The 21311-nt window shown below is 72.3% G+C and carries 21 protein-coding genes; 9 read left to right on the top strand and 12 right to left on the bottom strand.

The window, feature by feature from the left end; translation table 11 throughout:
• The first annotated feature begins 54 nt into the window (after positions 1-54).
• Positions 55-1761 (top strand): VanW family protein, encoded by a 1707-nt coding sequence (locus tag J2S43_RS30865; RefSeq protein ID WP_306835078.1) that lies wholly within the window; start codon positions 55-57, stop codon positions 1759-1761.
• Complete coding sequence (locus J2S43_RS30860; protein WP_306835077.1) at positions 1758-2240, top strand: hypothetical protein; 483 nt, start codon at positions 1758-1760, stop codon at positions 2238-2240. The genes J2S43_RS30865 and J2S43_RS30860 overlap by 4 nt, the downstream gene beginning before the upstream one ends.
• A 1511-nt stretch (positions 2241-3751) precedes the next feature.
• On the opposite strand, the gene J2S43_RS30855 is transcribed toward J2S43_RS30860, so the two are convergent.
• Positions 3752-4714, bottom strand: a complete 963-nt coding sequence (locus tag J2S43_RS30855) for a GNAT family N-acetyltransferase (RefSeq protein WP_306835076.1) — start codon at positions 4712-4714, stop codon at positions 3752-3754.
• Between the two features lie 84 nt (positions 4715-4798).
• Here J2S43_RS30855 and fdxA point away from each other — a divergent pair, with 84 nt between their 5' ends.
• The gene (gene fdxA, locus J2S43_RS30850; RefSeq protein ID WP_306835075.1) at positions 4799-5125 is read left to right on the top strand and encodes a ferredoxin; all 327 of its coding nucleotides are present in this window, start codon (positions 4799-4801) and stop codon (positions 5123-5125) included.
• Positions 5122-6213 (top strand): succinyldiaminopimelate transaminase, encoded by a 1092-nt coding sequence (gene dapC / locus J2S43_RS30845; protein WP_306839556.1) that lies wholly within the window; start codon positions 5122-5124, stop codon positions 6211-6213. The genes fdxA and dapC overlap by 4 nt, the downstream gene beginning before the upstream one ends.
• A 36-nt stretch (positions 6214-6249) precedes the next feature.
• On the opposite strand, the gene J2S43_RS30840 is transcribed toward dapC, so the two are convergent.
• The 3 genes from J2S43_RS30840 to J2S43_RS30830 all read right to left on the bottom strand — a co-directional run bounded on the left by J2S43_RS30840 (position 6250) and on the right by J2S43_RS30830 (position 9474).
• The gene (locus tag J2S43_RS30840; protein ID WP_306835074.1) at positions 6250-8079 is read right to left on the bottom strand and encodes a PAS domain S-box protein; all 1830 of its coding nucleotides are present in this window, start codon (positions 8077-8079) and stop codon (positions 6250-6252) included.
• A gap of 110 nt (positions 8080-8189) precedes the next feature.
• A complete protein-coding gene (locus tag J2S43_RS30835) occupies positions 8190-8813 on the bottom strand; it encodes a nucleoside/nucleotide kinase family protein (protein WP_370881675.1) in 624 nt (207 codons plus the stop codon).
• Between the two features lie 166 nt (positions 8814-8979).
• Complete coding sequence (locus tag J2S43_RS30830; protein WP_306835072.1) at positions 8980-9474, bottom strand: hypothetical protein; 495 nt, start codon at positions 9472-9474, stop codon at positions 8980-8982.
• Positions 9475-9893: 419 nt separating this feature from the next.
• Here J2S43_RS30830 and J2S43_RS30825 point away from each other — a divergent pair, with 419 nt between their 5' ends.
• Positions 9894-10172, top strand: a complete 279-nt coding sequence (locus J2S43_RS30825; RefSeq protein ID WP_306835071.1) for a hypothetical protein — start codon at positions 9894-9896, stop codon at positions 10170-10172.
• A gap of 53 nt (positions 10173-10225) precedes the next feature.
• Here J2S43_RS30825 and J2S43_RS30820 read toward each other — a convergent pair whose 3' ends face one another.
• Entirely contained in the window at positions 10226-11173 is a 948-nt protein-coding gene (locus tag J2S43_RS30820) for a serine/threonine-protein kinase (protein WP_306835070.1), read from the bottom strand.
• A 32-nt stretch (positions 11174-11205) separates the two neighbouring features.
• Complete coding sequence (locus tag J2S43_RS30815; protein ID WP_306835069.1) at positions 11206-12420, bottom strand: MFS transporter; 1215 nt, start codon at positions 12418-12420, stop codon at positions 11206-11208.
• Positions 12421-12573: 153 nt separating this feature from the next.
• Here J2S43_RS30815 and J2S43_RS30810 point away from each other — a divergent pair, with 153 nt between their 5' ends.
• The 3 genes from J2S43_RS30810 (at position 12574) to J2S43_RS30800 (ending at position 14762) form a co-directional block, all read left to right on the top strand.
• On the top strand, positions 12574-13359 hold the full coding sequence (locus tag J2S43_RS30810; RefSeq protein ID WP_306835068.1) for an SGNH/GDSL hydrolase family protein: 786 nt from the start codon (positions 12574-12576) through the stop codon (positions 13357-13359).
• 48 nt (positions 13360-13407) lie between these two features.
• Positions 13408-14541: an MBL fold metallo-hydrolase gene (locus tag J2S43_RS30805; protein WP_306835067.1), complete on the top strand. Its 1134-nt coding sequence runs from the start codon at positions 13408-13410 to the stop codon at positions 14539-14541.
• 65 nt (positions 14542-14606) lie between these two features.
• The gene (locus J2S43_RS30800) at positions 14607-14762 is read left to right on the top strand and encodes a hypothetical protein (protein ID WP_306835066.1); all 156 of its coding nucleotides are present in this window, start codon (positions 14607-14609) and stop codon (positions 14760-14762) included.
• Between the two features lie 11 nt (positions 14763-14773).
• On the opposite strand, the gene J2S43_RS30795 is transcribed toward J2S43_RS30800, so the two are convergent.
• Positions 14774-15928, bottom strand: a complete 1155-nt coding sequence (locus J2S43_RS30795) for a hypothetical protein (protein ID WP_306835065.1) — start codon at positions 15926-15928, stop codon at positions 14774-14776.
• Between the two features lie 235 nt (positions 15929-16163).
• Between J2S43_RS30795 and J2S43_RS30790 the strand changes: the two genes are divergently transcribed.
• On the top strand, positions 16164-16748 hold the full coding sequence (locus J2S43_RS30790) for an LURP-one-related family protein (RefSeq protein ID WP_306835064.1): 585 nt from the start codon (positions 16164-16166) through the stop codon (positions 16746-16748).
• Between the two features lie 17 nt (positions 16749-16765).
• Here the strand turns inward: J2S43_RS30790 and J2S43_RS30785 are convergent, their stop codons facing one another.
• The 5 genes from J2S43_RS30785 to dapD form a co-directional block, all read right to left on the bottom strand.
• Positions 16766-17419 carry a biliverdin-producing heme oxygenase gene (locus J2S43_RS30785; protein WP_306835063.1) on the bottom strand — a complete coding sequence of 218 codons (654 nt, stop codon included), beginning with the start codon at positions 17417-17419 and terminating at the stop codon, positions 16766-16768.
• 170 nt (positions 17420-17589) lie between these two features.
• Positions 17590-18540 (bottom strand): LLM class flavin-dependent oxidoreductase, encoded by a 951-nt coding sequence (locus J2S43_RS30780; RefSeq protein ID WP_306835062.1) that lies wholly within the window; start codon positions 18538-18540, stop codon positions 17590-17592.
• Between the two features lie 213 nt (positions 18541-18753).
• The gene (locus tag J2S43_RS30775) at positions 18754-19560 is read right to left on the bottom strand and encodes a SigB/SigF/SigG family RNA polymerase sigma factor (RefSeq protein WP_306835061.1); all 807 of its coding nucleotides are present in this window, start codon (positions 19558-19560) and stop codon (positions 18754-18756) included.
• A gap of 199 nt (positions 19561-19759) precedes the next feature.
• A complete protein-coding gene (locus J2S43_RS30770; RefSeq protein ID WP_306835060.1) occupies positions 19760-20200 on the bottom strand; it encodes a phytochrome family protein in 441 nt (146 codons plus the stop codon).
• Positions 20201-20330: 130 nt separating this feature from the next.
• A complete protein-coding gene (dapD, locus tag J2S43_RS30765) occupies positions 20331-21311 on the bottom strand; it encodes a 2,3,4,5-tetrahydropyridine-2,6-dicarboxylate N-succinyltransferase (protein WP_370881796.1) in 981 nt (326 codons plus the stop codon).

Genomic DNA, 21311 nt, shown 5'->3' with positions numbered 1-21311 from the left:
ATAACTCGCGGGCAGCATGGCGCAGGCCGATCCACTGCCCCCGAGGTGCCGACCGTGACCGTTCCCCCTCCTCCCGAGCCCTCCGAGCCCTTCGAGTCCTCCGAGCCCTTCGAGGATGACGCCCCGACCGTGCGGTTCGCACGCATCGCCGGGTTCGCCCCCACCGCGATGCCGGACGTCCTCCGCCCGGTCGAGGAAACCCCGTCCCGCCGCCGCTGGCCGGTCGCGCTGGCCGGTGTGCTGGTCGTCGCGGTGCTCACCGGCGGCGCCGGCGTGGCCTGGGCCGGCCGCGGCGACGTGCCGCGCGGGACCCGCGTGCTCGGCGTCGAGCTGGGCGGTCTGACCAGCGCGGAGGCCGGTGCCCGGCTGCGAGCGGACCTCGGCGGCGCGCGCCGGCTGACCGAGCCGTTCACGGTCTCGCTGGCCGGCACCGAGATCGTCAAGGTCGACCCGGTCGCGATCGGCCTGGCCGTGGACGTGCCGGCCACGATCGCGTCCGTGACCGGGAGCGGCCGGCTGATCGGCATCGCGGACGTGCCGCCGGTGGTCACGGTCGACGAGGCGAAACTGCACGACGTGCTGCACGCGGCCGCGGTCCGGGCGCGGCTGGCCACGCCCGGCACGCCCGCCGCGATCACCTACGACGGCCGCACGCCGAAGGCGGTCTACCCGGAGCCGGGCCGCGGCATCGACGCGCGGGCCGCGGCGGACGCGGTCACCGAGGCCTGGGCCCGCCGGGACGTGGCCCGCGTCGCGCTCACCGAGACCGCACCGGCCACCACGCGCGCGGACGTCGACCGGCTGCTCGGCGAGCTCGCCGTGCCCGCGACCGCCGCGCCGGTGACGGCCGGCGCGTTCGAGATCTCGCCCGAGGTGATCGCGCGGAGCCTGGTCTTCGCCGGTGACCCGCTACTGCCCCGGATCGACGAGAAGCGGCTACGGGACGGCCTCGCGCCGGTGCTCGCCGGGCTGGAGACCGAGGTGCGGGACGCGTCGGTCGACGTGGACGGCGGCTGGCCGCGCGTCACCGAGAGCGTGACCGGCCGGACCGTGGACGCCGGCGCGCTCGCCCGCGACCTGCTCGCGGTGCTGCCGAGGACCACGGATCGGGCGGTGACCGCGACGTTCACCGAGACCCGGCCGCGGGTCACCACCGCGGACGTGGAGCGGCTCGGCATCACGGAACGGCTGGCCACCTACACCACGTACGGCCCGTCGGCGGTGACGGATCGGCCGGCCGGCACGCTGGTCAAGCCGGGCGACACGTTCTCGCTGCACGCCGCCGCCGGCGAGGACGCCAGCCCGCAGCTGGCCGCGACCGTGTTCCAGGCCGCGTACCGGGCCGGGCTGGAGATCGTCGAGCACCGTCCGCACGCCACCTACCGGGAGCATCTGCCCGCGGTCCTGGAAGCGACCGCAGGCCCGGGCCAGGACCTGCGGATCCGCGACGACAGCGGGCACGGCGTGTTCGTCGACGTGCGCGTGTCCGGCCGGACGATCACGGTCACGCTCTGGGGCACCCGCGCGTTCGACTGGATCGACACCGAGTACGGCCCGCGCACCGCCGTCACCGAGCCGGCCGTCGAATACCGCGATCCCGGACCGGACTGTGAATTCGAGCCGGGTTCCCGAGGTTTCTCCCAGGACGCGTGGCGTATCTTCCGCAAGGACGGCGAGGAAGCCGGTCGCGAGAAGTTCAGCTGGACCTATGAGTCCCGGCCGCGCATCATCTGCGGGCCGGGGAGGGGAGCGTCACGATGAGAAACCGCTGGCTGCCGGTTGGCGTGCTCGCCGGTGTGCTGTTCGGAATCAACGTGGTAGCCCGGCTCGTCGGGCGCTTCGCGTTCGACGACGACCTGAGCGCGCAGGACACGGTCTCGACCGTCATGTTCATCGCGATCGGCCTGATCACCGCGGTGCTCGCGTTCCGCTGGGGCCGCAGCCGCCCGCTCGACTCGTGGAGCGGCGACCTGGTCGCGATCGTGACCACCGCGATGCTGCTGACCGTCCTGGTGGGCCCGTTCATCAGCGGTGACTCGCCGTTCATGAACGGCGCCGGCGCGTTCTTCGCCCAGATCTGGCTCTACCTCGGCTTCACCGTCGGCGGCGCGATCCTGGGCTACCTCGTGCTCATGGTCCTCGGCTGGGACTACCGCTCCCAGTCCCTCAAGCGCTACGAGGAGAACCGTCTCGCCGCCGCCCGCCCCACCAGGAACCGCCGCACCACGATCCGCCACTAGCGCGACCAGCGGGCATTCGCCGGAGCCCCTCGTGCGCCGGACGCCGCCCACCCACAATGCGAAAAGTGCAAAAGCGGATATTCCCGCTTCCTGCGTGGTTGCTCTGGGCGTGCTCCCGCGGGCAAACCCGCGGCGGCCTCCGCCGCCGCTCCGGTCGCCGCGTCGGAGCCGGACCCGGCGTGGTGGCGACAACCCACGCGATCGATGTCTCGGGGCGCGGCACCTGCCGCGCCCCGAGACATGACTCGCGCGAACATCGCGTGCGGGGTGAGCCGCAGGTCGCGGACCACGCGTTGGTGCTTGGTGCGGGAGACCGTGCGGGGTGCTCCGCGCGCGAACATCGTGCGGGTGCTTGGCGCGAACATCGCATGGGCGCTCCGCGTTCGAGCGACGCACGTCGACGCCTGACTGCCCGCCCGCGCGACCGCCGCCGGCGTCGCGGTCACCGACCTCACCGGTGGGGCTGCGCGCTGAGGCCGCACGGCCGCCGCACGGGCGCCGCGCGCCCGATATTTCGCGTTATTGGTTGCGTTGGGGAGGTGGCTGCGGTCGAGAGCGCCTCCGGCGGGTCTCGGGCTCCGGGGGAGGGCGGGGGCCCAGCGTGGTAGGGGTCCGTTGGCTCGGCTGTCTTTTCGTGGGTGGTAGGCCCGGGTTTCGTGTGCGGCGGTCTGCGCGGCGCGCACTTTCAGAAAGCGAACATCAGTTGGTCGGTGAGGGTCGGTCCACCATCTGGACTCACTTTCCGCTTCGTGGGAGCTGGATCCTGTGTCGCCTGGCGGCTGATTACTGACCTTGACGTCGAGGTTCGAGCGGTGGCCGCCTGGGCGATGTTCGCCCGAAATCTCACGATATAAAGGTGCGTTGCTGCGGAGCACTGCTCGCTTCGACGCCGAAGGCTCAGCATGGCCGAGGCCGGGAGTTGATCACGTGTCGCAAATCGTTGTTATCCGGCGCTTGAGACAACGATTTGCGACACGTGGTCGCTGTCAAGGTGAATGTCGTGGTCTTTATGGTGATATTTCGGACGAGCTCGGCGGCGAAGGGAGGTACTGACGCCCAGGTGGGGGAGCCTCGCGGCCGGGTCCTCTGGTTCGACCCGTTCTTCACCGTCGGCCGGGTGCGGTGCGCCGCCGGGTGCGGTGCGGCCGGGTGCGGTGTGCCGCCGGGTGCGGTGCGGCCGGGTGCGGTGTGCCGCCGGGTGCGGTGCGGCCGGGTGCGGTGTGCCGCCGGGTGCGGTGCGGCCGGGTGCGGTGTGCCGCCGGGTGCGGTGCGGCCGGGTGCGGTGCGCCGCCGGATGCTGTGCCGCCGGGAGCGGCCGGTGGACGAGGAGCTGGGGGAACGTGCTGCTGGGTGGGTTTGTGGGTTGTGGTGACCGGCGATGCGGCTGGCAGGGAGGAGCGCCAGCGACGACCGGTGCCCGCGGGAGCACGCCCACGGCGGCCACGCCGGAAGCGGGAAAAAGGTTGTCGCCTTTTGCTCTCAGACTTTGCTGCTCTTGCTCTCGATCGTGGTCAGGCGGGAGCCGTGCGGGTCAGATAGGTGTGGTGGGTGGTGAAGCCGACGCGGGCGTAGAGCGCGACGGCTGCCGCGTTGTGCTCCTCGACCTGTAGGAACGCGCGTCGCGCGCCGATCTCCCGGCCCCACGTCGCGGCGGCGCGCACCAGGTGTGAGCCGAGCCCGCGGCGGCGGTGTTCCGGGAGGACGTCGACCAGGAACACGCCGAGCCACTCGCCGCCGCCGGTCACGGTGGCCCGGGTGACCGCGATCGGGGTGCCGTCGTCGCCGTAGACCTCCAGGAACGCGACCTCCGGCACCGCGGTCAGCACGTGCCGTGCGACCTCGGGTGGCGTGCCCTTGCGGGCGGCCGCGACCGCGAGCCACTCCTCGGTCATCCGCTCGCGCACCCGGACCGCCGGAAGGTCGTGCCGGTCCGGCGTCGCCTCCAGGATCGAGGCGACCTGTGCGGTCTGGAACAGCGTGAGCGGCGCGGTCGTCCAGCCCCGCGCGTCCAGCTCCTCGTTCACCGGTGCGGCCAGCGGCAGCGGGATGTTCATCCGCGGTGGCAGGCCGTGCGCGCGGTACCAGGTCTCGACCGCGTCGACCGCGGCCGGCAACGGACGGTCCGGGTCGCCGATCGGGATCGCGGTGTTGGCGCGCCCGGTCCAGCCGCCGGCCGCGCGGAGCAGCCAGCCGCCCTGATATTCCTGGATCGGCGCGGGCCAGGCCTCGTTCGCGGCGATCTCGGACGCGATCACATCGGCGGCGGTCGGGCGCCGGGTGGGCGGCACCCGCTTGGCCCGGTGCACCTCGTCCAGCGGCACGCGGACGGTGCCGGCGGAGGTCGCGATCGTGAGTTCGGTCTCGCTCAGCGCGACCAATTCGCCGAGTGAGTCGGAAAAGAGCGTCCGGCCACCGCGGGAACCGACAATTCGCCGCACTACGACGCGGTGTCCCACATCCTGCCTACGGAGCACGATCGACCCCCTCCCCGGCGAGATACTAGGCTCTTATGCGCCGTGGGTTGTAAAGCGAGCGGCGTTGTATCGGAGGAGAGACCCGTGACCTACATCATCGCCGAGCCCTGCGTCGATGTTCTGGACAAGGCATGCATCGAGGAGTGCCCGGTCGACTGCATCTACGAGGGCAACCGCATGCTCTACATCCACCCGGACGAGTGCGTCGACTGCGGTGCCTGCGAGCCGGTCTGCCCGGTCGAGGCGATCTTCTACGAGGACGACGTGCCGGACCAGTGGAAGAACTACACCTCGGCGAACTACAGCTTCTTCGAGGATCTCGGCTCGCCCGGCGGCGCCTCCAAGGTCGGCAAGATCGACAAGGACGACCCGTTCGTCGCGGGCCAGGCGCCGCGCGGCGAGGGACACTGACCGGCCTCGCGGCGCGACTGCCCGACTTTCCCTGGGACCAGCTCGTCCCGGCGAAGGCGACGGCGTCCGCCCACCCCGGTGGGCTCGTCGACCTGTCGATCGGCACGCCGGTCGACCCGGTCCCCGCGGTCGTGCGCGACGCGCTGACCGCGGGGTCGAACGCGCCCGGATATCCGCTGACCGCCGGTAACCCGCGACTGCGCGCCGCCATCACGGCCTGGTTCGCGGCGAGGTGCGGTGCCGGCCTGCCCGGGCTCGGCGTGCTGCCCACGATCGGCTCGAAGGAGCTGGTCGGCTGGCTGCCCACGCTACTCGGCATCGGGCCCGGCGACACCGTGGTGATCCCGGAGGTCGGCTACCCGACCTACGAGGTGGGCGTCACGCTCGCCGGTGCCCGGGCGGTCCGCTCCGACTCGCTGACCGCGCTCGGCCCGGAACGCGTCCGCCTGATCTGGATCAACTCGCCGTCCAACCCGACCGGCCGGGTGCTCCCGGCCGCGCATCTGCGCAAGGTGGTCGACTGGGCGCGCGAGCGCGGCGCGATCGTGGCCAGCGACGAGTGCTACCTGCCGCTGGGCTGGGAGGCGGAGCCGGTCTCCGTGCTCTCGCCGGAGGTGCGGGGCGACAGCTACGCGGGTGTGCTCGCGGTGCACTCGCTGTCCAAGCGCTCCAACCTGGCCGGTTACCGTGGCGGCTTCCTGGGCGGCGACCCGGAGATCGTGTCCGAGGTGCTGGCCGTGCGCAAGCACGCCGGGATGATCGTGCCGGAGCCGGTGCAGGACGCGATGACGGCCGCGCTCGGCGACGAGACGCACGTGGCCGAGCAGCGTGCGCGCTACGCGGCTCGCCGTGAGCGGCTGCGGGCGGCGCTGACGAGGGCCGGCTTCCGGATCGAGCACTCCGAGGCCGGCCTCTACCTGTGGTCGACGCGGGACGAGGACTGCTGGGACACGGTCGGGTGGCTGGCCGAGCGCGGCATCCTGGTCGCGCCCGGCGCGTTCTACGGCCCGGCCGCGGCCAAGCACGTGCGGGTGGCGCTGACCGCGTCCGACGAGCGGGTGGGCGAGGCGGTCAGCCGCCTCACCTGAGGCGAGGCGCCGTCCGCGATCCGGTCGGCGCCTCGATCATTTGAAGCGGTTCGTGACCGAGCGCCGGTTCTTCCCCGGCGCCGAGTCCAGCAGCGCGCGCTGGATGAGGGCCTGCTCCTTGCGGTGGCGGCCGGCCGCGTCGCAGAGCGTCAGCACGTAACCGCGGACCAGCCGGTCCGCGCGCAGGTCGCGGCAGCTGACGTCGAGCACGACGCGGCTGCCGTCCTCGCGCAGCAGGCTCCACTCCTCGCGGACGCCGTCCGTGCTGCCGGAGCCGCGGGCCAGCTCGAACGTGCGGTTCACCTGCGGCCGGTCGTCCGGCTGGACCAGGTCGGCGAGCGTGCCGAACGCGCGTGGCTGCACGCCCAGCACGGTGGCCAGCGAGGGCGAGAAGTACCGGATCCGGTCGGCCTCGTCCACGATCAGCACCACGTCGCTGGTGTTCTGCACGACCGCGTTCAGGTATTGGTCGGACTCCCGCCGGGTCATCTCGTCGGTCAGGAAGATCCGCTCCAGCGCCAGCGTGGCCTGCACCGCGACCACCTCGATGCTGTCCTGCAGCACCTGCAGCACGTAACTGTCCGCGGAGACGAAGAGCGCGCCGACCCGGGGCGGGCCGATCGCGGAGTCGTCCAGCACCAGCGGGCAGACCAGCGTGCCCGGCAGGCCGCCGAGCTGGTCGGCGAGCGCCGGGTGCAGCGTGTGCGTGCGCAGCAGCCGGGTGCGCCGCGCGGCCGCCGGGGTGGGCAACGGGTACGGCGCGGGCATCCCCGGCCCCCAGACGCTGTTCGCGGCCGTGGGCTTGCCGTCCGCGCGGTGCACGGACAGCACGATCCGGTGGTCGGCGTCCTTGAGCAGCGCGCTGACCGCGCCCCGGATCGCGCGGTCGACCTCGTCCGGCCCGGCCGCCGCGACCAGCGTGCCGCAGATCTCCCGCAGGTGCCGTTCCCGGGTGAGCAGCCGCCGGTGCTTCTCCACCGCGTCGAACAGCCGCGCGAAGACCGCACCGTAGATCACGGTGGCCAGCGCGGCGATCATCACGCCGTCGGTGACCGCGCCGCGCAGCGTCTGGGCGAGCAGCACGCCCGGCGGGATCAGCACCGAGACGCCGAGCAGGACCTTCCACACCAGTCGCAGCTCGCCGGGTTCGGCCGAGGGCGGTGAGGTCAGCCTGGACATCGACGGGTGCAGCGCGGCCTGCCCCCAGGCGGCGTAGAAGAGCAGGTAGGCGAGCTCGAACGGGCTGCCCTCCGGCCAGCCGCCGAACCGCAGGTCGAGCACCAGCCAGGCCACGTCGCCGAAGAGCAGGCCGGCGGCGCCGATCGCGAGCAGCGTGACGGACGCGCTGAGCCGGGTGTCGATGGTGACGCCGACCGTGGCCAGCAGCAGGAACAGGCAGCCGAGCGAGTGGGTGGCCGCGCTGGTGCCGTCGCCGCCCTCGGTGCGCAGCGCCGGGCCGACGAGCAGCACCCAGGCCAGCAGCGCGACGGAGGCGCCGAACGTGAGCCAGTCGATCAGCCGGGAACGGTCCCGGAACAGCCCGCTCGGCCGGGTCAGCTGGATCAGGCCGACCACTATCAGCGGGAACATCGCCAGGTAGGCCACCTCGGACACGATCAGCCGGGCGCCGTGCGCGTGCTGGCCGTAGAACGTGTCGCCGAGCGCCATCACGCCCGCGGCCCCGGCCAGCCACCACCAGGGTGCGCGGCGCAGCGGCCCGTTCAGCCGCACGCCGGCGATGACCGCGCCGACCGTGACCAGGCCGATCAGGGCGAAGACCAGCGAATCCGGCAGCGGGGTGAAGACGGCGGCCCCGAGCACGACCATCACCGCGGCGTGCGCGGCCATCATGCGGCGCGGGGTCACGGTCCTGCCAACCTCCGGATCCGGTCTCGAGTCGGATATTGGTCTGTCAGCCGAAAGGTACGAGCGCATATCGTCCGCCCGGACCGCGGATCAGTGCAATAGCGCCGCTGTCATGTCAGTGGAACGATGAGGTCCGCGCGGCCTCTGGTGGTCGCGATCAACTCGGCGTTCGCCTGGTCGCTGCCGAGCGCGCGCTCCCGCGCCTCCGCCTCGTCCCGGCCGAACGCCATGTGCCGCGCGACCAGCCGGCGCAGCCGTTCCGCCTCGTCCAGGGCCAGGAACCACGCCTCGTCCAGTAGCCCTCGCACGCCGCCCCAGACGCCGTCCGGCACCAGCAGGTAGTTGCCCTCCGTGATGACCAGCCGGGTCTCCGGCGGCACCGGAATCGCGCCGGCGATCGGCTCCTCGATCTCCCGGCGGAAGACCGGCGCGTAGACCACGCCGTCGGTCTCGGACCGGAGCCGCCGCAGCAGCGCGACGAAGCCGGCGCCGTCGAACGTGTCCGGCGCGCCCTTGCGCGCGTGCCGGCCGAGGCGGTGCAGCTCCGCGTCCGCGAGGTGGAAGCCGTCCATCGGCACGACCGTGACGGCCGCGCCCGCGTCGGTCAGCGCGGCGCCGAGGCGCGCGGCGACGGTCGACTTCCCGGCGCCGGGCGGGCCCGCGATGCCCAGGATGCGGCGCGTGCCGTCGTTCGCCAGCCGGGCGGCGCGGTCCAGTAGATCGTCCCAATGCATGGGCACCAGCATAAAATCGGCTCCCCGCGGGGCGGGGAGCCGATCTGGCGTACCGCCGAAGCTGACCGGCACACCCGGAACCGGGAATGTCGGCGTTAACAGAGCGTGGGCACCGGTACGCGTCGCCGGAATATTATCTCGCGAATCCGCGATCGTCGAAAAATCCTCATGCGGAGTCCGATATCGGCAGGCGAATTCCCGTACCCGTGATCAGGAACTGGTAGGTCGCGGTGCGGCAGGCGGCGGAGACCGCGGCCGGCACGAAGACCGGGATCGTGCCCGCGTCGACGCTCTCGCCCGGCCCGAGCGTGAACGGCAGCCCGGGTGGCCCGCTGTGCAGCCCGATCGCCAGGTCCGCCGCGGTCGCGTGGCAGTCCGGCCGGGACACCTCCAGGACGTGGCCGGCCAGCTCGTCGATCCGCACCCGCTCGTCGTGCGGGTTGGTCAGCCGCACGTGCAGCGGCGTGGTGCTGCCCGGCGCCGGCGCCTCGACCGGCTCGCTGCGCAGCCGGAACCGGAACGTCTCCTCGGCGCGGGACGGCGCCACCGGTTTCTCCGCCGTCGTCGCGTCCGCCCGCACGGACAGCCCGCCGAGCAGGGCGGTCATCGCCAACGCCGCCACGGACATCGCCACCCAGCGCCAGCGGTAGATGGTCCGCATGCGCTCACCTCCGGGTTCGTCACCGGTAGGGGCGGACGGGAGTCTCCCCAGCCCTTCGCCCGCCCCTACCGGTAGCTCACTGTGCCGGCGCGCCCGGTGGCCGCCGCGTGTCCCGCCGCGCCGCGCGGCCCCCCGGCCGGCACCGGTTGACGACGCGCCGGCGGTGCCTGCGGGCGGGCGGGAACTGATGCATCGTGCAGGTCCTTCGGGTCCTCTTGGTGGCCCGCCGGGCGCCGCCGCTGGTCGGCGGCGGCCGGCGGGCACTGGAGTGGTGGCTCTCGCGCCTCGGCGGCGCTGATGAAGAATCTGCCGGATCGTGGGGCTCGCGGAAATCCGTTGTCCGTGCGGGAACATCGAGCGCTCAAGCGTGCGGTTCCGCTGACCGGGCTACCCCGATAGGGCTAACGTCCCGCGTCGATATGCGACGAACGGCGCCGCCACGCGGCGAACGGTGCCGCCCCTCGGCGTCCGGACAGAGGTCTCGGTACAACGCCTTCAACGACGCGCCGCTCCGCCGGTGGCGGGCGCGCGGCGACGCGTTCGACGCCAAGTCCGGCTTCGGCATCCGGGCGAACGAACTGCCCGAGGCGAACCAGGGGCCGGCGGTCGGCGCGGTCACGTTCGACAACCTGCGGCTGTCGACCAGCGCGCAGGACATCCGCAACACGACCCCGCTGCGGATCACGATCAACCCGTGACGCGGGCGAGGGGATCAAGGCTCGGGAAAGCGGCTTCTCGGATGTTTGACCTGTCAGGGGTCGGCGCGGTGGCGGCCGGGGAACTCGAGGACGTCGGTGGCGTCCTCCCAGGCCGGGGTGGTGGTGACCTCGCGGACCAGCGGGGCCGTGCCGGCCAGCGGCACGTAGACCTGGGCGTCGACCGCCTCGGCGAGTATGAGCGCGACCGCGAAACTGGTCGGGCGCTCCTCCGGGTCGCGGGCTATGCATCGGAGGCAGAGCGTGGCGACCTCGTCGGGGAGGCCGGGCACCGGCGGTAGCGGGGACGGGTCGACGCCGGGCGGGATGGCGTTCGGCGGGACACCGGGCAGGTCGGACGGCGTCCACGGCAGGCGCCGCGCCAGGCAGAGGTAGAGCAGCACGCCCAGCGCGTAGACGTCGGCGGCCGGCGTGGCCGGGGTGACCGTGTCGGCCTCCAGGCGCTCCGGCGCGACGAACGCGGGCGTGCCGACGATCGTGCCGTCCAGCCCGGAGTCCGGTTCGCCGACGATCGCCGCGATGCCGAAGTCGAGCACCTTCACGCCGGCCGGCGTGAGAATGATGTTGGCGGGCTTGATGTCGCGGTGCACGATGCCGTGCACGTGCGCGGCGGCCAGCGCGGCCGCCACCTCGGCGCAGACGCGCACCGCGATCTGCCAGTCGAACGGGCCGGCGCGCAGGTGGTCGGCGAGCGTCTCGCCCTCGACCAGCTCCATCACGATGTACGGCGCGGGCCGGCCGGGCAGCATCGAGGACATGCCGAAGTCGTGCACGCTGGCCACGTTCGGGTGGGCGAGCCGCGCGGCCGAGCGCGCCTCGGTGCGCACCTGCTCGACCACGGCCTCCGCCTCGGCCAGGTGCGGCGCGATCAGCTTGACCGCGACCGGCCGGTCCAGCACGTCGTCGTGCCCGCGCCACACCTCGGACATCCCGCCCACGCCGATGCGCTGTTCGAGGCGGTAGCGCTCGCCCAGGACACGCATGGGGAACTCCTTAGGACGAGTACGGCCCTTGATCAGCTACCCGTTCGTGCGGCGGGCAAACCCGCCGCCAGGGGTGGTTGTGCACGTTCCATCATTCGCGACACGGACAGGACGACCAAGCCCGCGACGGAGAGAACCGCGCCGACCCAGGCGGTGGCGAGATATCCGTGGCCGGCCGCGATCACCACGCCGCCGAGCCAGGCGCCGGCCGCGTTGGCCAGGTTGAGCGCGGAGTGGTTGGAGCTGGCCGCCAGCGCGGGCGCGTCCGGCGAGACCGCCATCAGGCGCATCGTGAGCGCGGTGCCGATGACCTGGCACGCGACGCCGATCAGGAAGATCAGTGCGATGGCGGCCGGAATGTACTGCGCGGTGGTCGCGAACAGTACGAGCACGGCGAGCATGCCGATCATGCCGCCGAGCAGCGTGCCCATGATCGAGTGGTCGGCGAGCCGGCCGCCGAGCAGCGTGCCGGCGGTCATGCCGACGCCGAAGACCGCCAGCACCCACGGCACGCCGCCGGCAGGCAGCCCGCTGACCTCGGTGAGCGTGGGGGAGACGTAGCTGTAGACCGCGAACATGCCGCCGAACCCGACGATGCCGGTGAGCAGCGCGAACCAGACCTGCGGGCGGCGGAACGCGCCCAGCTCGGTGCGGACCGTGGCGTGCGCGGCGGCCGGCACCAGCGGCACCAGGAAGTGCACGGCCACGATGGTGAGCAGGCCGATCGCGGCGATCATGCCGTACGCGGCCCGCCAGTGCAGGTGCTGGCCGACCGCGGTCGCCACCGGCACACCGATGATGTTGGAGACGGTCAGGCCCATCATCACGCCGGCGACCGCGCGGCCGGCCCGCGCAGGCGTAACCAGGCGCGCGGCCACCACCGAGGCGATGCCGAAGTACGCGCCGTGCGGCAGCCCCGCGATGAACCGGGCCAGGTAGACCAGCGGCGCGTTCGGCGCGATCGCGGAGAGGCCGTTGCCGACCAGGAACGCGACCATCAGGCCGAGCAGCAGGATCTTGCGGTCCAGCCGCGCGGTCAGCGCGGTGATCAGCGGCGCGCCGACGACCACGCCGAGCGCGTACGCGCTGATGCCGTAGCCCATCGACGGGATGGAGACGTGCAGCGTGCCGGCCATCTCCGGTAGCAGCCCCATGGCCGCGAACTCGCTGGTGCCGATGCCGAAGCCGCCCAGTGCGACGGCGGTCAGCGCGATGCCGACCCGGCCGGACTTGATCTCCCCACCCATGCCCGGATGGTGACAGCTCGGCCCGTTTTATTCATAGGACGACCGACACAGCGGGCAATCCGTTCATGTTACCCGTGGGTAAAGCAGAAATCACCGTCTATCTTTGCTGGTAATGCGCTGTTTACGCTCTCCGCACCCCCCTAGGAGGTTCGGATGGGCAACTGGGCACTCAGGCTCTCCGTCACTGTCACCACCGTGCTGGCCGCGATCACCGTCGGGCCGGCCGCACACGCCGACGCACCCGTGGACTACGTCGCGCTCGGCGACTCCTACTCCTCCGGCACCGGCGCCACCGGAGCGACCGGAACCTGCATGCGCAGTCCCAACGGCTATCCGCGGCTGTGGGTGAACCGGCACGAGACGTCCTCGTTCGCGTTCGTCGCCTGCGGCGGCGCCACCACCGACGACGTCCGCGCCACCCAGGTGTCGTCGCTCGGCGCCGGGACCGATCTGGTCACGATCACCATCGGCGGCAACGACGCCGGCTTCGCGACCGGTGCGATCTCCTGCGTGCTGGGCAGCGACGAGGTCTGCCTGGGCGTCGTGGAGGCGGCCCGGATCTACATCCGAACCGTGCTGCCGGGCCGACTCGACCGCACCTACGCGGACATCACGACTCGCGCGCCGTCCGCGGAGGTGGTCGTGCTCGGCTACCCGCGGCTCTTCGAGACCGGCGCCTGCCCGGGCGGGCTCAGCCTGGTCAAGCGCCAGGCGCTGAACGCCGCGGCCGACGACCTCGCCACCGTCACCGCGGCCCGGGCCCAGGCGGCCGGGCTGACCTGGGCGGACACCCGCCCGATCTTCGCCGGGCACGGGGTCTGTGCCGCCGCGCCGTGGATCAACCGGGTCAACCTGCTCAACCTGACCAGCACGTTCCACCCGAACAACGCCGGCTACGCCAACGGCTACCTGCCCGCGCTGGAAAACGTCACGGGCTGATCGACGGTACGCACGGGGAGCACCCGCTCCCCGTGCGATCCTGGGCGAATGCGGCTTAGATCCGTATTCGCCCTATTCGGCGTGGCGGCCGGACTCGCCTGGCTGGCCCGCGACGTACCGCTGGCGTTCGGTGCCCGGCCGCCCGCGCGCCCCTCGCCGCGCACCGCCCGCCGGCTGCCCGGTGCGCTCGACCGCGCGGACCGGATCGCCAAGTCCGGCCGGTTCCGCGACGGCGCGTTCCGCAACGTGGACCCGCCGCACCCGATGAGGCCCGGCACCACCCGCGAGGCCATGCTCGGCATGATCTTCAGCGCCCGGAAGCGGCGCCCGTCCCGGCCGGTCCCGCTGGTCCGGCCGGACTTCACCGCGCGGGACGGCCTGCACGTCACCTGGCTCGGGCACTCCACCTCGGTGGTCGAGATCGACGGCGCCCGGGTGCTGCTCGACCCGGTCTGGAGCGACCGCTGCTCACCGTCCGGCCTGGCCGGGCCGCACCGCCTGCACCCGATGCCGCTGCCGATCGAGAACCTGCCCCGGCTGGACGCGATCGTGATCTCGCACGATCACTACGACCACCTGGACCTGTCCACCGTGCGCGCGCTCACGGCCCGGCAGGACGCGCCGTTCCTGGTGCCGCTCGGGGTGGGCGCCCACCTCGAACGCTGGGGCGTGCCGGTGCGGCGGATCGTGGAACTGGACTGGGACGAGCACGCGGAGGCCGGCGGCGTCCGGTTCACCGCGACGGCCGCGCGGCACTTCTCCGGACGGTTCCTCGCCCGGGACGCCACGCTGTGGTCGTCGTGGGTGCTGACCGGGCCCGAGCACCGGCTCTTCTACAGCGGCGACACCGGATACTTCCCCGGGTACGCCGCGATCGGCGAGGCGTACGGGCCGTTCGACGCCACGATCGTGCAGGCCGGCGCGTACGCGGACCCCTGGCCGGACATCCACATGGAGCCGGAGGACGCGGTCACCGCGCACCGCGAGGCCGGCGGTGGCCTGCTCATCCCGGTGCACTGGGGCACCTTCGCGCTGGCCGTGCACGGCTGGTCGGAGCCGCCGGACCGGGTCTGGGCGGAGGCGCGGGCGCGCGGCGTGGCGCTGGCGGTGCCCCGGCCCGGCGAGCGGGTGGACGTGGCGGATCCGCCCCCGGTCGACGGCTGGTGGCAGGCGGTTGTTTAGCGCGGGCGAACCGGGGGGTATCGAGGACGCCGCACAGCTGAATCCGAACCCCCTCGGAGGCTCTCATGTCCATCCAGGCCGTCCTCTACATCATCGCCGTGATCCTGCTGGTCCTCGCGGCGCTGCCGATCGGCACCCGCGGCGTCTCGCTGGCGCTGCTCGGTGCCGCGTCCGCGCTGCTGGCCTACTCGTGGCCGACCATCACCGGCAGCGAGGCATAACCCTTCTCCCCTCAGCCCGGCCAGTGGTGGGCGAGGAGCGCGTGGAAGCGCGGCTGGTCCCAGTAGGCGCCGTGCGCCGCCGGGAACGGCACGCCCGCGTCGATCTCCTCGTCCACCGCGCCCGGGAAGACCCGCGCGGCGCAGAACGCCAGCAGGTCGGACCGGTCGTAGACGTTCAGCCACGGCATGAACGCGGCGCCCGGCACGCCGGGGCGCAGATCGTCCAGCGCGTCCATCAGATAGAGGTACGGCGCCTGTGAACCGGCCGTGACCAGCAGCCGCACCGGCGCGGGCCGGTCCGGGCCGGAGAGCAGGTCGGCCGCCGCGATCCCGCCCAGGCTGTGCCCGAGCAGCACCACCGGCGGCTCGGCCCGTGCCGCCTCCGCCGCGATCAGCGCGCGGACCGCGGCGCCGCGCCGCAGGTAGAACGCGACGTCCCGGACGAAGTCGGTGACCGGGTCCATCAGCGGTGTGCGGCGCCGGGCCAGGCTCCGCGTCGCCAGCCGCGCGGCCAGCGGGCGCAGCACCCGCCGGACCAGCGTCTCGCCCAGCCCTTCGGCCGGCTCCGGTTCCGGCTCCATCGCCGCGACCAGGATCGCGGCCAGTTCGTCCCGCGCCGCCCCGTCCCGGCCGATCGGCGCGTCCGGCGCCGCGATCAGCGCGGTGGCCGTGATCGCACGCGCGACCGCGCTGCACAGCTCCGGGTCGGCCGTGTCGCCGGCCGCCAGCGCCGCGTCCGCGGTCTCCGGCGCGTCCCGCACCTCGGCGATCGCCCGGACCAGCGTCGCCCGGTCCACGTGTCCCAGCTCCGGCAGCGCCATCGCGTCCAGCCGCTTGTCCAGCGTGTCCGGACCGGACGGGCCGGGATCGAAGAGCTCCGCGAGCATGCGCAGCTCCAGCAGCGGGTCGGCGAGCAGCAGGTCCCATTCCGCCGCGGAGATCCCGGCCGGGGTGACCTCCACCGCCGTCTCCGGTCCGGGTGAGTGCGGCGGCAGCACCGGCGTCACGTCCAGATCGGCCGGCCCGACCGCGCTGCCCCAGGCCACGGCGTGCACCCGGACGTCGCGGAGCCGGTGCTCGGACGCGAGCCCGGCGCGCAGCCGGGCGAGATCGTCGTCGATGCGGTGCGCGCCGGTTCCGTGCACGAACAGCAGTGTTCCGGACATGGATCGCCTCCCGGGATGTAACGGACTTAACGTCCATTTCAGGCGGTCGCCCGGCTCCCGTCACTAGGCCTACCAGCGTTTTCCCCCGTTGGGACGTGGGCGGGGCACCGAAATTGGCCGATCGAGCGAGGGCCCGCCGAAGATCGGGCAGACCCTGGCTTCATGGAGGACAGGAAATGTCGCACGGGTGTGCCAGACTGCGGGCCGACGAATTCCTGTGAGAGGAACGACAGTAATGACCGACCTTCAGCGGCTTCAGGCGACGCAGCAGTTCCACGTCCGGCAGCGCGTTCGCCTCATGGTCAACCAGTACGAGGTCCGTGCGGTCAACGCGGACGGCTCCGAGGGCGAGATGATCGCGTTCGCGCAGCAGAAGCGCATGGCGTTCAAGGAGCAGGTCACGCTCTACACGGACGACAGCAAGCAGGTCCCGGTGCTCGGCTTCAAGGCCCGGCAGATCATGGACCTCGGCGCGACCTACGACGTGACCGACCCGAACGGCGCGCCGATCGGCCTGTTCCGCAAGGACTTCAAGGCGTCGCTGCTGCGCTCGACCTGGATCGTCGAGCAGCCGCAGGTCGGCGAGGTCCGCGGGCAGGAGCGCAGCCAGGTGGTCGCGATCCTGCGCCGCTTCGTCGACTCGCTCTCCTGGCTGCCCTACCACTTCGACTTCGTCACGCCGTCCGGCGAGACCGTCTTCTCCGTGGTCAAGCAGTGGGGCTTCCGCGACAAGTACGTCGTGTCCGTGCCGAACCCGCACATCGACCGCCGCCTGGTCATCGCGATGGCCGTGGCGCTCGACGCGCTGCAGTCCCGCTGACCCCCTAGCTCGATCCCCTAGCTCGACGTGAGCCGGTGCAGGTCGGCGAAGACGCGGTTGTTCAGGTCGTACGCGACCAGCACCTCGTCGATCAGCCGGTCCTGCACCGCCCGGTCCCAGGGCGCGGCGTCCAGCAGCCCGCGGTAGCGGTTCTTGAACTCGTCCGGGTCGCCGAGCGCGTCGAAGCGGTAGAAACGCACCCCGTCGACGTCCAGGCCGTAACCGGACCGGATCGCGTCACCGATGTAGAAGCCGCCGGACAGGTCACCGAGATAGCGCGTGTAGTGGTGCGCCACGAAACCGGCCGGGTCGCCGAAGCAGACCTCGGTCATCCGCGCGCGGTAGTCACGGGTGCCGGGCGTCGCCTCGATCCGGTCGCGCCACTCGGCCCCGAGCAGGAACTCCAGGTCCGCGGCGAGCGCGGGCAGCCGGGTGAGCTCCGGCGCGGCGAACGGCGCCGCGACCGGGTCGGCCCGCATCGTCTCGGCCGCGGACTCCAGCACGTCATAGATGAACCAGTGCTGCGCCACCAGGAGCGCGTAGGCCTCGCGGTCCAACTGCCCGGAGGTCAGCGCGGCGAGATAGCCGGCGCCCTCGGCCGAGCGGTGCGCCCGCCCGGTCTCCCTGCGGAGCCGGAACGAGAAGCCCTGGTCGGTGTGCGTCGCGGTCATCTGCTGGCGCTCCTGCCGGCCGGGTGCATGGTGGGACCAATGGTGCTGGCTGCACGCCCGGAGCGCCAGACCCCCACCCGGCAAAGATCAAAACCTCTTCGCGGGTACGCCCACCACCACGTCAGGCGCGAGCGGGCCGGAGACGTGCGGACACGCTCGTCGTCCGCACGTCACCTGTCGTCGGAGGGAGTGGCGCCGAGCCGGAGGTGCGGAGCGCCGACCAGGAACTCTGCGGCCACCTTCTCCAGGACCGCCTCGTCACCGGCGTACCAGCTGTCCTCGCGGGGCCAATGCGTGATGATGTCGGTGAAGCCCAGCTCGGCCGCTCGGCCGTGCGCCTCCGCGAACGCGTCCACGCTGCTCAGCGAGAAGACCGGCGCGGAGTCCAGCGTCAGGTAACGGTCCAGCGTGCCGCGCTCCCGGCCGGCCCGGTCCAGCGTGTCGTCCAGTCGCCTCGAGATCTCCTCGACCGTCTTCCACCAGGCGTTCTGCTGCGCGACCAGCTCTGCGCCGGACGGCGGGTCCAGGGACGCGCCGGGCACGCCGCCGGTGGTCACCCAGCCCTGCGCGTGCTTCGCCACCAGGCGCAGCCCGCGCGGCCCGTTCGCCGCCATGATCAGCGGCACCCGCGGGCGCTGCACGCAGCCGGGCAGGTTGCGTGCGTCGACCGCGGCGTAGTGCGCGCCCCGCCAGGTCACGTGGTCCTCGCGGAGCAGCAGGTCGAGCAGCTCGGTGAACTCCGCGTACCGCTCGAACCGGATCTTCGGCGTCAGCTCCGGGTCGCCGAGCACGGCCGAGTCGAAGCCGGTACCACCCGCGCCCACGCCGAGCAGCAGCCGGCCCGCGCTCACGTCGTCCAGCGCGGTGATCTCCCGGGCGAACGGCACCGGGTGCCGGAAGTTCGGCGACGCCACCAGCGTGCCGAGCCGCATCGTGGAGGTGGCCAGCGCGGCCGCGGTCAGCGTGGGCACCGCGTCGAACCAGGGCCGGTCGACCAGCGTCCGCCAGCCGATGTGGTCGTAGACCCAGCCGTGGGCGAAGCCCCACTCCTCGGCCTGACGCCAGCGCGGCGCGTTCTCCCGCCACGGCCGGTCCTGCAGGATCACGATTCCGATGCGCATGATCGCCACGCTACCCACGCCCTGCTCCACCCGATGACCCAGGCGTCCTTCACGTCGTTCTGACGAGGTGAAGGACGCCGTGGATCACGGGCGGGGCGTCCGGCCGGGGCTGGACGTGCAGGAGACCCGGCACCGAACCGGTGACCGGGTCTCCTGACGAGACGCGGGGGCGGAGCTCTCTAGGCGTACCCCCGCTGGCTCTTGATCTTTGAATCAGTCCACCGCGAGGTGGCCGCGCAGCTTGACCAGCGCCTTCGCCAGCAGGCGGGAGACGTGCATCTGGCTGACGCCGATCTGGTCCGCGATCTGCGACTGCGTGAGGTTCCCGTAGAAGCGCAAGGTCAGTATCTTCTGCTCGCGCTCGTCGAGTGCGGCCATCGCCGGGCCGAGCGCGACGCGCAGCTCGGTCAGCTCGTACTCATGGTCCTCGAAGCCGAGCGTGTCGCCCAGCTCCATGCCGCCCTCCTCGGTGACCGGCGTGGAGAGCGAGGTCGCGGTGTAGGCACGCGCGCCCTCCAGGCCCTCCAGCACCTCCTCCTCGGTGACGCTGAGGTGGGCCGCGATGTCCGCGACCGTGGGGGAGCGGCCCAGGTCCTGGGAGAGCGTCGCGTTCGCCTCGGAGATGGCCAGGCGCATCTCCTGCAGGCGGCGCGGCACCCGCACGGACCAGGTGCGGTCCCGGAAGTGACGCTTGATCTCGCCGATGATCGTGGGGATCGCGTAACCGGCGAAGTCCACGCCGAACGTCGGGTCGAACCGGTCGACCGCCTTGATCAGGCCGATCATCGCGGTCTGGACCAGGTCGTCCATCGCCTCGCCGCGGCCGGAGAAACGGAGCGCGAGGTGGCGTGCCAGCGGCAGCCAGGCCTCGATCGTCCGCCGGCGGAGCGCCGATCGCGCCGGATGTGTTTCGGGAAGCGCCGCGAGGGCATTAATGAGTTCGGTGCCTTCGGCTGCGGCCGCATCGTGGTCGTGGTCGAAGCGAGTCGACTGGTGACCACGGGTTGCTGCAACGGTCATGGAGTCCTCCCTCGTTAGGATCTCGACACTAACCTAATGACCTGGCAGCTGGTAGCCGAAAGTATGAGGTGTCCCAGCGTTTCGGCCCTTTCCCTCCGGCGGTGTGATACTCGACGGTGTTCGTAATACGGATATGTCAGGTTTGCTTTATGCGCAGAGTGATCATGTTGTATCGCCGGAGTGACGTGTGGTGGTGATCTCAGCCGGTGCGCGAGTCGATCAGCTCACGTAGGCGCAGCGCCGCGTCCTTGGCGAACCGGACATACTGCTTACCGCGGTAGTCCAGCTGCTCCGAGTACCGCCGGTTCTGCAACGGCTCCAGGAACTCGAGCACGGTGCCGAGCGGCTCGCGCAGGTCGTGGACCGTGGACTCGGCCGCCTCGGCCAGCTTGCGGTTGGTCTCCCTCAGCCCGGACAGCTCCTGCCCCAGCTCGTCGGCCCGGCCGGTGCCGGTCGCGACGTCCCGCTCCAGGCGGGCGACGTCGCGCTCCAGCCCGGAGATGCGGTCCCGGAGCGCCTCAGCGGCGACTCCCTCGGCGCGCATCTCGGCGCGGAGCAGTGATATGCGGGCACGCATGAGATAGAGCCCGGCCAGGGTGGCGGCGAGCAGGATCAGCGTGACGACCAACGCGACGGTCACACCGAAGACGCTAGCGCCTGCGGGTGCGGCCCGCTGCGATCGGGCTGGGAGTGAACACCGCCCTCCACGTGATCAGGGCGTCTCCCACGTCGTTCCAGCGACATGGGAGACGCCCTGATCACGGGATCGGTCAGTCGTTGCTGTGCAGTGCGGTGTTGAGCGCGATGCCGGTGCCCTTGCGGGGCCGGGCCTCCAGCGCGCCGGTCAGCGAGTTGCGCCAGAAGAGGACGTTGTCCGCGCCCGACAGCGTGACCGCCTTGACGGCCTCGCCGGACGGCAGCAGCACCTTCGAGCCGGCCGTGATGTACGTCCCGGCCTCGACCACACAGTCGTTGCCGAGCGAGATGCCGATGCCCGCGTTCGCGCCGATCAGACAGCGCTCGCCGATCCGGATCCGCTCCTTGCCGCCACCGGACAGCGTGCCCATGATCGATGCGCCGCCGCCGACGTCCGAGCCCTCGCCGACCACGACGCTCGCCGAGATCCGGCCCTCGACCATCGAGTTGCCGAGCGTGCCCGCGTTGAAGTTCACGAAGCCCTCGTGCATGACCGTGGTGCCGGAGGCCAGGTGCGCGCCGAGCCGGACCCGGTCCGCGTCCGCGATCCGCACGCCGGACGGGACCACGTAGTCGATCATGCGGGGGAACTTGTCCACGCCGTAGACGGTCAGGTGCCGCCCGGCCGCGCGCTCGATGATCTGCAGCTCGGAGATCCGGTCGCCCGGGCACGGGCCGGCCGAGGTCCAGGCCACGTTCGCCAGCAGGCCGAAGATGCCGTCCAGGTTCACCGAGTTCGGCGTGACCAGCCGGTGCGAGAGCAGGTGCAGGCGCAGGTAGACGTCGAACGTGTCCTTCGGCGCCTCGGCCAGCGAGCCGATCACGGTGAACACCGCCACGGTCCGCAGGCCCGGCAGCGCCTTCTCGCCGAGCACGCCGGCCGGGAGGCCCAGCAGCGTGGCGCCGTCCGCGTCCGGCAGCGGCGTGTTCGCCGGCTGGCCGTCGGCCTCGGGGCTTCCGAGGCCGAGCTTGCCGGCCGGGTACCAGGTGTCGAGCACCTGCCCCTCGGCCGTGATCGTGGCGAGGCCGATGCCCCAGGCCGCAGTGGTAGACAC

The sequence above is a fragment of the Catenuloplanes nepalensis genome (assembly GCF_030811575.1).
Taxonomy (GTDB): domain Bacteria; phylum Actinomycetota; class Actinomycetes; order Mycobacteriales; family Micromonosporaceae; genus Catenuloplanes; species Catenuloplanes nepalensis.
The sequence above is the reverse complement of the archived record's forward strand: the minus strand, read 5'-3'. Positions and strand labels throughout refer to the sequence as shown.